Source organism: Agriterribacter sp., from assembly GCF_035445465.1.
Classification (GTDB): Bacteria; Bacteroidota; Bacteroidia; order Chitinophagales; family Chitinophagaceae; genus Agriterribacter.
Genome location: NZ_DAOMQT010000001.1, coordinates 181539 through 194842 on the forward strand (window position 1 = coordinate 181539; position 13304 = coordinate 194842).

General features: G+C 42.0%; 8 protein-coding genes and 1 CRISPR repeat array (1 of these 9 only partly in view). Of the genes, 4 read left to right on the plus strand and 4 right to left on the minus strand.

Translation table 11 applies throughout. The annotated features are described in order from the left end of the window. Positions 1-53: 53 nt before the first annotated feature. The 3 genes from PLE34_RS00720 to PLE34_RS00730 all read right to left on the minus strand — a co-directional run bounded on the left by PLE34_RS00720 (position 54) and on the right by PLE34_RS00730 (position 5565). Positions 54-2516, minus strand: coding sequence for a glutaminase family protein (locus tag PLE34_RS00720; protein ID WP_324553065.1), 2463 nt, complete (start codon positions 2514-2516; stop codon positions 54-56). Between the two features lie 34 nt (positions 2517-2550). Then, complete coding sequence (locus PLE34_RS00725) at positions 2551-3603, minus strand: glycoside hydrolase family 43 protein (protein ID WP_324553067.1); 1053 nt, start codon at positions 3601-3603, stop codon at positions 2551-2553. A gap of 108 nt (positions 3604-3711) precedes the next feature. Continuing rightward, the gene (locus tag PLE34_RS00730; protein WP_324553068.1) at positions 3712-5565 is read right to left on the minus strand and encodes a glycoside hydrolase family 2 protein; all 1854 of its coding nucleotides are present in this window, start codon (positions 5563-5565) and stop codon (positions 3712-3714) included. 165 nt (positions 5566-5730) lie between these two features. Between PLE34_RS00730 and PLE34_RS00735 the strand changes: the two genes are divergently transcribed. The 4 genes from PLE34_RS00735 (at position 5731) to cas2 (ending at position 11662) form a co-directional block, all read left to right on the plus strand. Further along, positions 5731-5946: a hypothetical protein gene (locus tag PLE34_RS00735; protein WP_324553070.1), complete on the plus strand. Its 216-nt coding sequence runs from the start codon at positions 5731-5733 to the stop codon at positions 5944-5946. A gap of 258 nt (positions 5947-6204) precedes the next feature. Beyond that, positions 6205-10005 carry a type II CRISPR RNA-guided endonuclease Cas9 gene (cas9, locus tag PLE34_RS00740; protein ID WP_324553072.1) on the plus strand — a complete coding sequence of 1267 codons (3801 nt, stop codon included), beginning with the start codon at positions 6205-6207 and terminating at the stop codon, positions 10003-10005. 336 nt (positions 10006-10341) lie between these two features. Then, positions 10342-11238, plus strand: a complete 897-nt coding sequence (gene cas1 / locus PLE34_RS00745; protein ID WP_324553074.1) for a type II CRISPR-associated endonuclease Cas1 — start codon at positions 10342-10344, stop codon at positions 11236-11238. A gap of 88 nt (positions 11239-11326) precedes the next feature. Further along, positions 11327-11662 carry a CRISPR-associated endonuclease Cas2 gene (cas2, locus tag PLE34_RS00750; protein ID WP_324553076.1) on the plus strand — a complete coding sequence of 112 codons (336 nt, stop codon included), beginning with the start codon at positions 11327-11329 and terminating at the stop codon, positions 11660-11662. A gap of 94 nt (positions 11663-11756) precedes the next feature. Here the strand turns inward: cas2 and PLE34_RS00755 are convergent, their stop codons facing one another. After that, positions 11757-12359: a hypothetical protein gene (locus PLE34_RS00755; RefSeq protein WP_324553078.1), complete on the minus strand. Its 603-nt coding sequence runs from the start codon at positions 12357-12359 to the stop codon at positions 11757-11759. 157 nt (positions 12360-12516) lie between these two features. Continuing rightward, positions 12517-13304: direct repeats of the CRISPR family, unit length 47 nt; unit sequence GTTGTATAAGAACTAAGCTACATAATAATTTGAAAGCAATTCACAAC (it continues 107 nt past the right edge of the window).

Sequence of the window (13304 nt, forward strand, 5' to 3'; positions counted from 1 at the left end):
TTATTTTGCTGGTTAAAAGTACTGTCATTTTACAATAGGAAAAGCTAAGATCCTCACTTTTTGAATTTATCTACAAGCAATTTTATAAAATAGCCTCCCACTACGCCTCTTGCCTGGAAGCCCACTTTCCTGCCGTCGGTAGTTTCGTGCCAGTCGCTGAGCGGCACCCGGTCGGGTGTTTCATTAACAAAATCATACACAGGTTTTATCAGCGCTGTAAAATCACCGGCATTATCAGTGAGCGTGGCCGTCCATAATATCCAGTCAGACTTGGTATAGGTTTTCCGGCTATCTAACGGCAATCCATACCTGTTCTGTTTGGTGAGGTAATATTTTATCTCCTTGCTATAAACCGTTTCAGGAAATAATTTCAATCCCAGTATCTTATCCCAAACCAGGTTATATTTCTGGCTCCATGTTCCGGGATTTTCGAAAGTAAGTGAATAATGATCGCCGTCATCGGCCAGCTTCATCCATTTTTCCACCATCATAGCGGTACTGTTCTTATATTGTTTTGCTATTTCCTTTTCTCCTAACTGTTCCGCCAGCATGGCATAGCATCCCAGTGCTACTATGGCTTTAACCGATAAGTTGGCGTTGCGTGCAATATGACCGGCAAAATCGTCGGTACATAATTGATTCTCCGGGTCAAAACCTTCTTTGAGCAGGTAGCCTGCCCATATGCTTAATGTATTCCAGTGCTTTTTTGCATAACCGGCATTTCCCTCCGCTTTGGCAATCGCGGCTGTAAGAATGATCATATTACCCGCCTCTTCAACGGGCATATCTTCTCCGTATGTTTGGCCATTAGCTAATGGATAGGTGCCGAGGTCGTGCGCTGCGAATGGCTTTGTCCATTTCCCGCTCTCACTATAGTAAAAGATGCCGTTCAGCATTCCCTTCAGCAGGTCGGGGTTATACAGGAGATACAGCGGCGCGGAAGGGTAGGTTACATCTACCGTATTAATGGAGCCATTGCTGAAATTCTCTTTCGATAAAAACAGTATTTCCCCCTGCGGGCTTTTAACTAATTTATGTGCGGCTATGCTTTGGCGATAGGCAAGAGCGCATAGCTGTGCATATTCTTCTCCACCCGCTTTCAACGCAGCATTGTGTATATTTTCGTTAACTGCTTTACATTGCTTTATAATGATACTATAATCCGAATACGCTTTTGCCAATTCCTTTTCGATCGTGGCATTTTTCCCGTCTCTCCACCAGGCAGGCAGATTTTGACCGAAGTACTGCACAGCGTATACATCATCATAGCCCAGCATGATCAGCTTACTAACGGTATCTCCGCCTACTTTTCCCAAGGCCAATACCGTATTCAGCATGAGCTGATTTCCTTCTGTTGAGGAGGTATTGAACCGGTATGTTCCCGACAGGAAAGCATTGAAGGCATATCTTGCAGGTGTGATGTACTGCACAGCCCTGTCTTTCCCCGGCACGGCTACATACATATAGCCCCAGTCTATTCTCAGGTCGTCTCCCTTTTTCTGTAACACCGGCTGATCTTTGGTTCCTGCCTTCAATATATTCAAATCACCCGATTTGTATCCGCTGGCAACCACTGCTTCGGACCCGTTATTCACAGCCAGTGCAGTTGACGCGCCAAAATAAAGTTCCGCATCATGTTTGGCACCGTCGTTGGAAACAACAGCAGCGCTGAGGTAAGAAACAGGCCGGGATAATACATTAAGGTCATGCATTAACAGGGGAGACGTGAAGCCAAGGGTTAGGTTTACCGGGCCGCAGGTAAATTCATACAGGGTTTGGGTGGCGTTGAGCGTTACTTTTTTTTGTTCTGCCGGCACTATCAGCTTGTTTGTGGGAAGTATTACTTCCTGTACAATGCCTGCGTCGAGCGAAGCGCCGCCGGCAGTATTGGCAACGTGAACAGCCAGCACATTTTTCCCTCTTACTAATTTTTTTACGGCAGACCCTGGCAATGGAATATAATGATATTTGCTGAGCCATCCTGTATAACTGTAAATTTTTTCACCATTGAGATATACTTCTGCATTGTCATCATGAAGGAGCTTAAGAAATAGTCCATTCACATCTCCGCCATTCCATACAAAACTGCGGCGCACCCATATGTCATGCGATTTCCACAAGGTTTTTGCAGTGGATTCATTATCGCCAAATGGCGCCATTCCTTTTTTCCAGGTGGCATCATTAAAGCCGGTGTTTATCCACCCGTCGGCGGGTTGTGTTTCTGTATATACTGCTTCGAATGGTTTTTCATCGCCGGAGGCAACAAGACTATTGTACTGCTTTTCACTATCTCCAAGGAAACGATAAACTTTTCCATCCACCTTCAGCAAACCCAGCAACGGCTGTTCCTTTCCCGTCCAGTGTTTGGCAGGAGCAGCACTCAACTGATCGGTGAAAGACCATATGCTGAAATAAGGATCATGCGTTATTAACGGATAAGCGGGAGCACGGAGATCCTGGGCTGTCAATAATCCAAAAGAAAAATAAACGGAGAGCAGGGCAAAAACTTTTTTCATTTTCCTGGTCGTATTTTGTTCAAAAAAATATTTGCTATCTCCCCGAAGGAACGGGCAGCATCATTTCCGTTTTTACAGGTGAGCCAAACCGGGGTGTGCCGTCACTGTTCCAGGTAAAAGGCTGTGCCCTGGGCGAACGATGCCCGCCACAACCCTGTCCGGGCAGGGCATTGGCATGGTATAATATCCAGTCTTCTTTACCATCAGGCGATTTAAAAAATGAATTATGCCCCGGCGCATATACCCTATTTTCTTTTGACTGCTTAAACACGGGCTGGGGCGCTTTTTTCCATGCAGCACTATCAAGCAAATTATTATTCCCCGTAAAGCGCAATAAACCTAAGGCATAATAGTCGGTCCAGCAGCCGCTGGCAGAATATACAATAAACAATTTATCGCTATTGAATAGCGCCTGCGGGCCTTCATTTACACTTACATGTGGTGGATTATCCGCATCATTTAAGTCACCATGTGTTTCCCATTCCAGTTCGGGTTTGGAAATGCATACCCTGCTGCCATCAATCGTCCACGGGTTTTTCATTTTGGCGATATAAATATTCTGTTGCCCGTTCACGTCTCCTTCCCAGCCCGACCAGATCATATACAATTGCTCCCGGTAAAAGAAAACGTTTCCATCAATGGCCCATTTATCAGCCGGATCAGCAATTTTCCCCTTAAACTTCCATTCACCGGTCATGGGATCCGCTGATTCATTTTCCAGCACATACATCCGGTGATTGTTATTGTTTCCATCATCAGCCGCAAAGTATACATACCACTTGTTTTCAATAAAATGAATTTCCGGCGCCCAAAGCTGCTTTGAATACAGGGTACCTGCAGGTGGTGTGAAAATGTCTTTGCGTTCGGCATTTTTCAGATCAGCCAGGTCTTTGGTTTTCCATATGGCAATCCGGTTGCCCAAAGTATGGGTATAATAATAATAGCCATCCTTATAAAAGGAAAAAGGATCTGCGCCGGAAGGCAGCAGCGGGTTGCTGAACATACGCTTATCATTATCCTGCGATTGGGTTTTGCAGGAAATGAGCAGTGCCGGGATAAGAAATAGTATCAGAATGAAGTGCTTCACCTGAGTTTGTGGTTTTTTATTTATAGTTTATGGTGTATGCGGTCTGACGCTCTTAAACCTGTTAGGTCTGCCTGGATGCTTCGCCGTTCGGCAGACCTAACAGGTGGTCTACTTCATCTTCACCAGCCCCTTATTGTACAATTGCTGATGCAGTTGCTTTAGCTTTTCCAAAGGTATTTTCATCACTTTCCTGTCGTAAGTCATCAGCCCGTTTATTTCCACTTCTACATCTGTTGTTTGGGTATATATTGCCGCGGAAAGACCCAGAGGAATGAGCGGTGTAAGATCGGTGATAAGCCCGGTATAGCGTTTAAGGAGCTCATCGCTGTTTTTAAAGCTCTGGTATCCCCAGTTGTCTTTCTGCTGCCAGGTATGGCCTTCAACCGGCAGGCCCAGTCCGCCAAATTCGCCCAGCACTAATATTTGCTTAGCACCAAATATGGTTGGTGCAGGCATTTGCGGATCGGGATAATTGTGAATATCGAGAATATGACCCGAACCAAAAAAGTTCCCGCCACTGGCTTCATTTACCAGTCGCGAGGGGTCGAGCTGCACGGTCCATTCCGTAATTTCTTTTGTTTTAAATTGTCCCCATGCCTCGTTGAAAGGTACCCACACTACAATGGAAGGAAAATTATGCAAGGCGGTCATGATGGCTTTCCATTCGGCACGGTAAATGGCTTCAGATTCAGCACTCCGTTCTTTATCTAAGTTTTTACCTGACACCTGTCCTACCCGCATATCCCATTTGTTTCCACCCATATCGCCGCTGGGCATATCCTGCCATACCAGCATGCCCAGCTTATCACAATGATAGTACCAGCGGGCGGGCTCTACTTTCACATGTTTGCGGATCATATTAAAGCCCATCGCTTTGGTTTGCTCCACATCAAATTTAAGCGCTTCATCGGTTGGCGCGGTATACAAGCCGTCCGGCCACCAGCCCTGGTCGAGCGGGCCGTATTGAAATACAAATTCATTGTTCAGCAACATTCTTTTTATACCATTGTTATCCGGCGCTTCCGAAATTTTACGCATAGCGAAATAGCTGCCTGCCTCATCTATCACTTTCCCCCTGCGGGTAACCGTATATTTAAGATCATACAGGAAAGGATCGGACGGAGACCATAGCTTTGGATTGCTTATGGTTAAAGCAACTTCCTCTTCACCCTTCAATGTTTGCTCCGCTACCTGTTGCTGTCCATCGTATGCAACCACTTTTACGGCATCGCCCGGCTGCAGGTTTTCTATATCCACTTTTACTGTAAGCGTTTGTTTGTCTATGTCGGGCGTTTGCACCGTAGCGGCAATATAGGTAGAAGGCACATTTTCGAGCCACACGGTTTGCCAGATACCTGTTACCGGCGTGTACCATATGCCGTGAGGATTCTTGATTTGTTTACCACGCGGCTGCGGGCCGTCATCGCTGGGATCCCAAACGCGTATGGTAATTTCCTGCTGCTTTCCTTTTGTAAGCGCGGTGCTTATATCAAATGAAAAAGGATCATACCCGCCCTGGTGCGAACCCACCTTATTACCGTTTACATATACATCACACTGCCAGTCAACCGCGCCAAAATGCAGCAGCACTTTCCCTTTTCTGAATGCAGCGGATACTTCTACCGCGCGTTTGTACCAGAGCACACTATCCTTTCCTACCGTTTTGCCCACGCCTGAAAGGGCAGATTCCACCGCGTAAGGAACAAGGATATTACCATCAAAAGCGGCAGGTGGGGTTTCGCCGGTTTCCTTAGGAAGAATGGCATATTGCCACAGCCCGTTGAGGTTCACCCAGCTTTTGCGGGCAAGCTGCGGACGGGGATATTCGGGCAAGGGCTGTTGCGCTTTTATATCCGCTGCCCATTGCGTTGTAATTTTGCCCGCAACAGGCTTCCACGCTTCCTGCGCATATAATCCCATACTGATCGTTACAAAAAAAACAAAAGAAAAAAATGGCTTCATGATTGATTGCTTTGAATGATAAACTTTACACAATATTCTGCAATAATAGTAATAACCGGGCGTACAAATATAAGGGAGCCTTCCTTTATACCCCGAAACAGCAGCTATGCGACCGGCTTTCAACCGCAGAACAATTTCGGCAGGAGCTTTTTAAAACAGTTTGGCATGACGCCAACGGAATATGCGAGGGTGAAGCGGGATGAATACGAACAACATAGCCCTAATGAACAGGATCTGCTATGGTATGGGTTAGCCGGCTGCATAGCTGCTATGTACAACTGTTGCGATGCTCCGTTCGGGGTTTGGAACACTATTCTGCATGAGGGAGAGGAAAAATCCAGGTATGCAGTGCATTACCATGCAAATCTTACAGCACACTAAAAAACTTTGCAGTAAAATAAAAAGCTGCTGCAAAATTCATCCAAAATTCGTAAATTAACGTCTCAACCCGATTGCCTGCATTACCTGCAATATCACTCCATGAACCCTGTCCGTAATTTCAAGTAAGCGCTTCGGGAATAAAAAAAGGCGACTTGCGCCACCTTAAATGTTTTCACAACGGAATAATCCTTATTGTGAATTGCTTTCATAGCGAAAATAATAAAGGTTTAGCAATTTTTAAAATAATAAAATTTCAAAATGAATAAAACAATTCTTGGATTAGACCTCGGCTCGACTTCCATTGGGTGGGTATTAATAAAAGTTGATGAAAATAATATTCCAATAGAAATTCTTGCAATGGGCAGCAGAATTATATCATTGTCCTCTGACGAACGTGCCCAGTTTCAGAAAGGACAAGCAATTTCCAAAAATCAGGATAGAACAACAGCTAGAATACAGCGCAGAGGATATGACAGGAAACAACTGAAGAAAAGTGATGATTTCAAATACAGCTTAAGAAAAGCTTTAGAGAAATATAGTATTTATCCATCCAAAGAGTTACTTAATCTATCTATGCTGGACATCTGGAAATTAAGAAGTGACGCTGCTTCACTGCCCATAGAACCGAAGCAATTGGGACGAGTCTTGTATATGCTTAATCAAAAACGAGGTTATAAATCGGCAAGAAACGAAGCCAATGCTGACAAAAGGGATACAGAATATGTACAAGCCGTAAAAGGCAGATATACCCAACTGAAAGATCGTAATCAAACCATTGGGCAGTTTTTTTATAAAGGATTGAAAAACGCTGTTGAACAAAATCAATATTTCAGGGTAAAGGAAAAAGTATATCCGCGTGAGGCTTATATTGAAGAGTTTGATACGATTATCAATGTTCAAAAAAAGCATCATCCATTCCTGACAGACGATTTAATCCATTCGCTTCGCGATGAAATTATTTATTATCAACGCAAACTGAAATCGCAAAAAGGATTATTGAGTGTATGTGAGTTTGAAGGTTTTGAAAAAACAATAAAAGACAAATCAGGAAACGATAAAGAAGTATTTGTAGGGCCAAAAGTAGCGGCAAAATCCAACCCATTATTCCAATTATGCCGAATTTGGGAAACGGTAAACAATATCAACTTGAAAGTAAAAAATCCGCCTGATGCAAAATACAAATGGGGCGACCGCACCCCTACACTTGACGAAAAGAAACAAATTGCTGAGCACCTTTGGAAAAACGAACAGCTAAGTTTCACCGATTTATTGAAAATTTTAACCCTTAAAAAAGACGACGTTTATAGCAATAAACAAATTTTAAAAGGTATTAAGGGTAATCCCACATTTGCAGATATCCATAAAATTATTGGCGACAGTAACCTTCTGAACTTTAATACAAAAATTATCTCCAATGGAAAAGACGCTTACATTTATGACCGTAAAACAGGTGAGATTTTGGAAGAACGACACGGCTCCATTATCAGTAAAGAAATAGAAAAACAGCCACTCTATCAACTATGGCATACCATCTATTCCATTAAAGATTTGGAAGAATGTAAGCAGGCATTAATAAAGCGGTTTGCGTTTTCAGAAGAAATTGCTGAAAAGCTTTCTAAGATTGATTTCGACAAACAGGGTTATGCTAATAAATCGGTAAAAGCTATTCGAAAAATATTGTCTTACCTAATGCAAGGCTATAATCTTTATGAAGCAGAAAGCCTTGCCGGTTATGTTTCCCGGTCACTTACCAAAGATGAATTAGAAAAAACAGGTACTGATAAAAAACTGACGCTCTTACCAAAAAATAGCTTGCGTCAGCCGGTAGTAGAAAAAATTTTAAACCAAATGATTAATGTGGTAAATGCCTTGATTGAAAAATATGGCAAGCCTGCTGAAATCAGAATTGAACTGGCTCGCGAACTCAAACAAAGTAAAGACGAACGCGATGCAGCTGATAAACTAAATTCTTTCAATAAAAAGATAAACGACAAAGTGGCAAATGCCTTAAAAGAATTAGACATACCTGCTACCAAACGATTTATTGAAAAATATAAATTTATTTCACCAACAAGAGATAAAAGCTGGAACGAGACACAAGTCGTTAATCAATGTATCTATTGTGGAGAAACTTTTAATTTAACAGAAGCTTTAACCGGCGATGCTTTTGATGTAGACCATATAGTGCCTAAAGCTTTATTGTTCGATGATTCTCAAAGCAATAAAGTGCTGGTACATCGTAAATGCAATGGCAACAAAACCAATTTAACAGCTTACGATTATATTTCGAAAAAGGGAAATGCTGTACTCAATCAATATTTATCAAGGGTAGACGAATGGTTTAAGCGCGGTATTATTTCTTATTCTAAAATGAACCGTTTAAAGGTTTCCTTTGAGCAATATCAGGAACGAAAAAAGCAAAAAAAAGAAACAGAAGCAGATAAAAAGCTTTGGGAAAGTTTCATAGATCGTAATATCAGGGAAACTCAATACATCAGTCGAAAATCAAAAGAGATATTGGGAAAAATATGTAGTAAGGTAAGAGTTACAGAGGGTAATGTTACGGCCAAACTGCGTAAGCTATGGGGTTGGGAAGATGTTATGCTGCATTTGCAGTTACCCAAATTCAAAGAGCTGGAGCAAACGGAAATGAAGGAGTGGACAAGTGAACACGGAAGAAGAAAACATTACAAAGAAGGAATTGCCAACTGGAGTAAGCGCGATGATCACCGCCACCATGCGGTAGATGCATTAGTGATAGCCTGCACACAACAAGGATTCATTCAACGTATCAATACTTTGAATGCAAGCGATGTACGGGACGAAATGAAAAAAGAAGTAGATGCTGCAAAAGTTGAATATAATGAAAAGATGACCTTGTTAGAAACTTATTTGCTTATAAAGAGACCGTTCGATACTGCACAGGTTTCTAAAGCGATAGACGAAATTTTGATTTCCTTCAAACCCGGTAAACGAGTGGTTTCCATCAGCAAGTTTAAGGCAAAAGGAAAAAATATTAATACAGGAGTGCTAACGCCTCGGGGTGCATTGCATGAGCAATCCGTTTATGGAAAAATAAAAATCATCGAAAAAAATAAAGCTGCAAAATATCTTTTTGAGAATCCAAAAACTATTATTGATAAAAGCATTCAGCAAAAAGTACTGGATAAAATAAGCGAGTTTAACGGTGATGTAAAAAGGGCAATAAACTCATTAAAAAAATCACCCGTGTATTTAGATAATGAAAAGCAAAAGGTTTTGGAAACGGCAGACTGCTTTAAAGAAGAAGTCGTTATCAAGTATAAGTTGGATAGTTTAAAAGCCAAAGATGTTCCGTACATCGTAGATAAAAAGGTTAAAGAACTTGTACAACAAAGATTGTATGAACACGGGGGAAAGGAGAAAGAAGCATTCAAAACAACGCTTTGGCATAATGAAGAAAAGCAAATCCCCATTAAAAGCGTCAGGTGTTTTACAGGTCTGTCGGCAGTGGAAGGTATAAAAAAAGATGAAAAAGGAGAGGATATTGGTTTTGTTGTATTGGGAAACAACCACCACATCGCTATTTATAAAGATGCAGACGGCAAGCTGATACAGCACGCCTGCACATTCTGGCACGCAGTAGAAAGAAAGAAATTCAAGCTTCCGGTAGTGATACAAGATACCAATGCTCTTTGGACTACTATTCTTGATAAGCAATTACCACAGCCTTTTATAGATAAACTTCCTGTAGATAATCTAAAATTAGAATATAGCCTGCAACAAAATGAAATGTTCATTTTAGGATTAAGTAAAGAAAATGTAAAAAAAGCAATTGCCGAGAACAACAAATCACTTATCAGCAAACACTTGTATTTAGTTTGGAGTGTGGGAGAAAATCAATACTGGTTCAGACATCATTTAGAAACTAAAAATTCAGATTTGAAGCAAACATTAGGAGCAAAAGAAAGTAAAAGATATTATTTGTTTAAAAGTGTTGGCGCATTTTTAGCTCAAAATCCGCTTAAATTGAACATTGACTGCCTCGGCAATATTTCACCCGTAAAAAAAATCCTTTAATGAAATAAAAGAACAACACATCATTTTACCGAAGTCAGAAGCCATTATAAAAAACAACTCTAACAACATTTGATACCTTTGAATGGACCGCCGGGTCGTATGCGAAAGCAAACCTGCCCCTGGAACAACATATCCTGATATGTAACAAAATGAATTAATAAAACGGATATTGAAGAACGAAAAGAATAAATAAATACAGAAAAAAGTAATAAATTAGGATTCCGTGAGTTACTAATGCAATATTTTACGCTCCGGCAGTCCCTTTTAGAAAGCTGCAAACTAACCTCCTGGTAAACTTAAAGCGACAACAACCCATTTGCGATAAACCCTGCTCCCATGATCAAACGAACGCTTTATTTCGGCAATCCTGCCTATCTCAAAACCAATAACGAGCAATTGGTGATCGAGATGCACGACAGCGGCGAAACCAGGTCGGCGCCGATAGAGGACATTGGCTTACTGATATTAGATCACCAGCAGATCACTATTACCCAGTCCCTGCTGGCCAAATTACTGTCTAACAACACGGCAGTGATCACCTGCGACCACACGCACCACCCTACGGGTATGTTGTTTAACTTAGACGGACATAGCCTGCAAAGCCAGAAATTTCAGGCGCAGGTAGAGGCATCGGTTCCCCTAAAAAAACAATTATGGCAGCAAACGGTAACCTGCAAAATAGAAAACCAGGCAGCCCTGTTGTTGCATGAAAGGGAAGAATACAAATTATTGCTCACCTACGCCAAAGATGTAAAAAGCGGTGACAGCGAAAATCATGAAGCCCAGGCTGCAGCCTATTACTGGAAAAGGATCTTCCCCGATTTTTTGCAGTTCAGGCGCGAACGCTATGGCCCACCGCCCAACAACCTGCTCAACTACGGTTATGCTATACTGAGAGCGCTGGTAGCAAGGGGTTTAACTTCAAGCGGATTATTGCCTACGCTGGGTATCCATCACAGGAACCAGTATAATGCCTATTGCCTGGCAGATGATATTATGGAGCCATATCGCCCTTTTGTAGACAAGATCGTTTGCCAGATCATAAGAGGCAATGGAAAATTCTTAGAGATGACGCCTAATATGAAAAAGGCATTGCTTGAAATTCCTGCCATGGATGTGCAGATAGACGGACAAAAGAGTCCGCTGATGAATGCGGTACAGCGCACAACTGCCAGCTTAGCCAAATGCTTTGAAGGAAAGAGCAGGAAGATATTATACCCGGAGCTGAGCTAGATCTATCAGGTCTGCCGGGAAGCCGCGCTGCGCCGGAGACCTTATAGATCTGGCCCAAGCTGGCATCCGGAACCTCAATTGCGCTTATATGTTCAATCGCTTAAACGCCTATCGCATCATGTGGGTACTTGTATTCTTTGATCTTCCCACCGAAACCAAAAAGGACAGGAAGATCTATGCCAAATTCCGCAAAGATATTATGGCGGATGGATTCAATATGTTTCAGTTCAGCATATACCTGCGACACTGCGCCAGCAGGGAAAATGCCGATGTGCATATTAAAAGGGTGAAAAGCTTTCTCCCCGCCAAAGGACATGTAGGCATTATGTGCGTTACCGATAAACAGTTTGGCATGATGGAGATATTCCGGGGCAAGGAATTAACGGAAGCCCCTGCCATAGCGCAGCAACTGGAGCTATTTTAAGGGTAGCGCCAGATTTATAAGATTTGCGGCCCTGGGAAGCCGGGCGGCAGACCTATAAGATTTGCAGCCCACGGTTGCAGCAGCGCGGCAAATCTTATAGGTCTTGGCCAGGCCGGCTATGATAATCCTCAAACCCTTTTATTCCTCCAAACCAGTCCAGCAGCTCAGGTCGCAATAGCCAGGTGGGTTCATTTGAGCGCATAGCAGGATAAGAAGACCAGTTCCATCTGCTCAGGTTGGTGCAATAGCCATGATGCACCGGGTTGTTATGAATATACCGCACCGTGGCCCGAAATTGCTCATCACTTTCAATTTGTTTTCGCCGTAAATAATCAATAAACAGAGCCCCCTTCCGGTTATACATTTTATTATAGGCTTTGGCATAGCTGTTGAGCAGATTGGAAAACCGCTCCATTACAAATCCGGGAAGCAATTCGGGCGAAAATCGCTTATTGTATTTTACTTCATGAAAGTGACGCTCCAGTTGCGCTTCCTCCTTTATTTTAACCAAACAATGAAAATGATTGGGAAGCAGGCAATAGCAATAAGTATCCGCGACCGGTGAAATATGTTTAATATAACGGGTGAGAAAAAAAGCATAATTATTCCCATTCCGGAACAATTTTTCATTTCCAACGGCTCTGCTGAGCACATGGTATTCTTCGCCGGGCAGCAGCGGCAGGTGGTAATCAGGCATATAGCAAATACAAAATAGTATGGGAAATTACCCAAAAACCCGCAAAGTTCCGGGTTGTTTTTGCAGAACAGGAACAAAAAAATGGAGCCGGAGCCCCATTTTTTCATTGTAAAACTTAGTCCAAATACATTAAAATCAAGCGCTTAGGCAACTTGTGGTTGTATAAGAACTAAGCTACATAATAATTTGAAAGCAATTCACAACGACACGGCGCATGAAGATCAGTTAAGCATCGTTGTATAAGAACTAAGCTACATAATAATTTGAAAGCAATTCACAACTATTGTAATGTCTTTCGCTGCACTTTCCCTGTTGTATAAGAACTAAGCTACATAATAATTTGAAAGCAATTCACAACTATACCCTGCTGACTGTTCCGGAGGTTACCGGTTGTATAAGAACTAAGCTACATAATAATTTGAAAGCAATTCACAACGACGATGCAATAAAGTCTGAAAAAGAAGCGGTTGTATAAGAACTAAGCTACATAATAATTTGAAAGCAATTCACAACAAAGAGGCGCACACTTATTTCAAAAGGTGCGTTGTATAAGAACTAAGCTACATAATAATTTGAAAGCAATTCACAACTGATTGTGCCCTTCAACGCACCAGACGGAAGTTGTATAAGAACTAAGCTACATAATAATTTGAAAGCAATTCACAACAGAGCTATCAGGGAATTCGTTTCACGTGGGGTTGTATAAGAACTAAGCTACATAATAATTTGAAAGCAATTCACAACGGGCTGAGCGAAGGAACCTATGTTTTGCGTGTTGTATAAGAACTAAGCTACATAATAATTTGAAAGCAATTCACAACTCAATAAAAAAGGCATTAAAAGCGTATGACGTTGTATAAGAACTAAGCTACATAATAATTTGAAAGCAATTCACAACTCTCTTTTTCAGAGGGATACTTGAATCCATGTTGTATAAGAACTAAG

Coding starts and splice junctions, on each gene's coding strand:
- PLE34_RS00720 (WP_324553065.1), bottom strand. CDS start 2,516: ATGAAAAAAGTTTTTGCCCTGCTCTCCGTTTATTTTTCTTTTGGATTA.
- cas2 (WP_324553076.1), top strand. CDS start 11,327: ATGTTCAATCGCTTAAACGCCTATCGCATCATGTGGGTACTTGTATTC.
- cas1 (WP_324553074.1), top strand. CDS start 10,342: ATGATCAAACGAACGCTTTATTTCGGCAATCCTGCCTATCTCAAAACC.
- PLE34_RS00735 (WP_324553070.1), top strand. CDS start 5,731: ATGACGCCAACGGAATATGCGAGGGTGAAGCGGGATGAATACGAACAA.
- PLE34_RS00730 (WP_324553068.1), bottom strand. CDS start 5,565: ATGAAGCCATTTTTTTCTTTTGTTTTTTTTGTAACGATCAGTATGGGA.
- cas9 (WP_324553072.1), top strand. CDS start 6,205: ATGAATAAAACAATTCTTGGATTAGACCTCGGCTCGACTTCCATTGGG.
- PLE34_RS00755 (WP_324553078.1), bottom strand. CDS start 12,359: ATGCCTGATTACCACCTGCCGCTGCTGCCCGGCGAAGAATACCATGTG.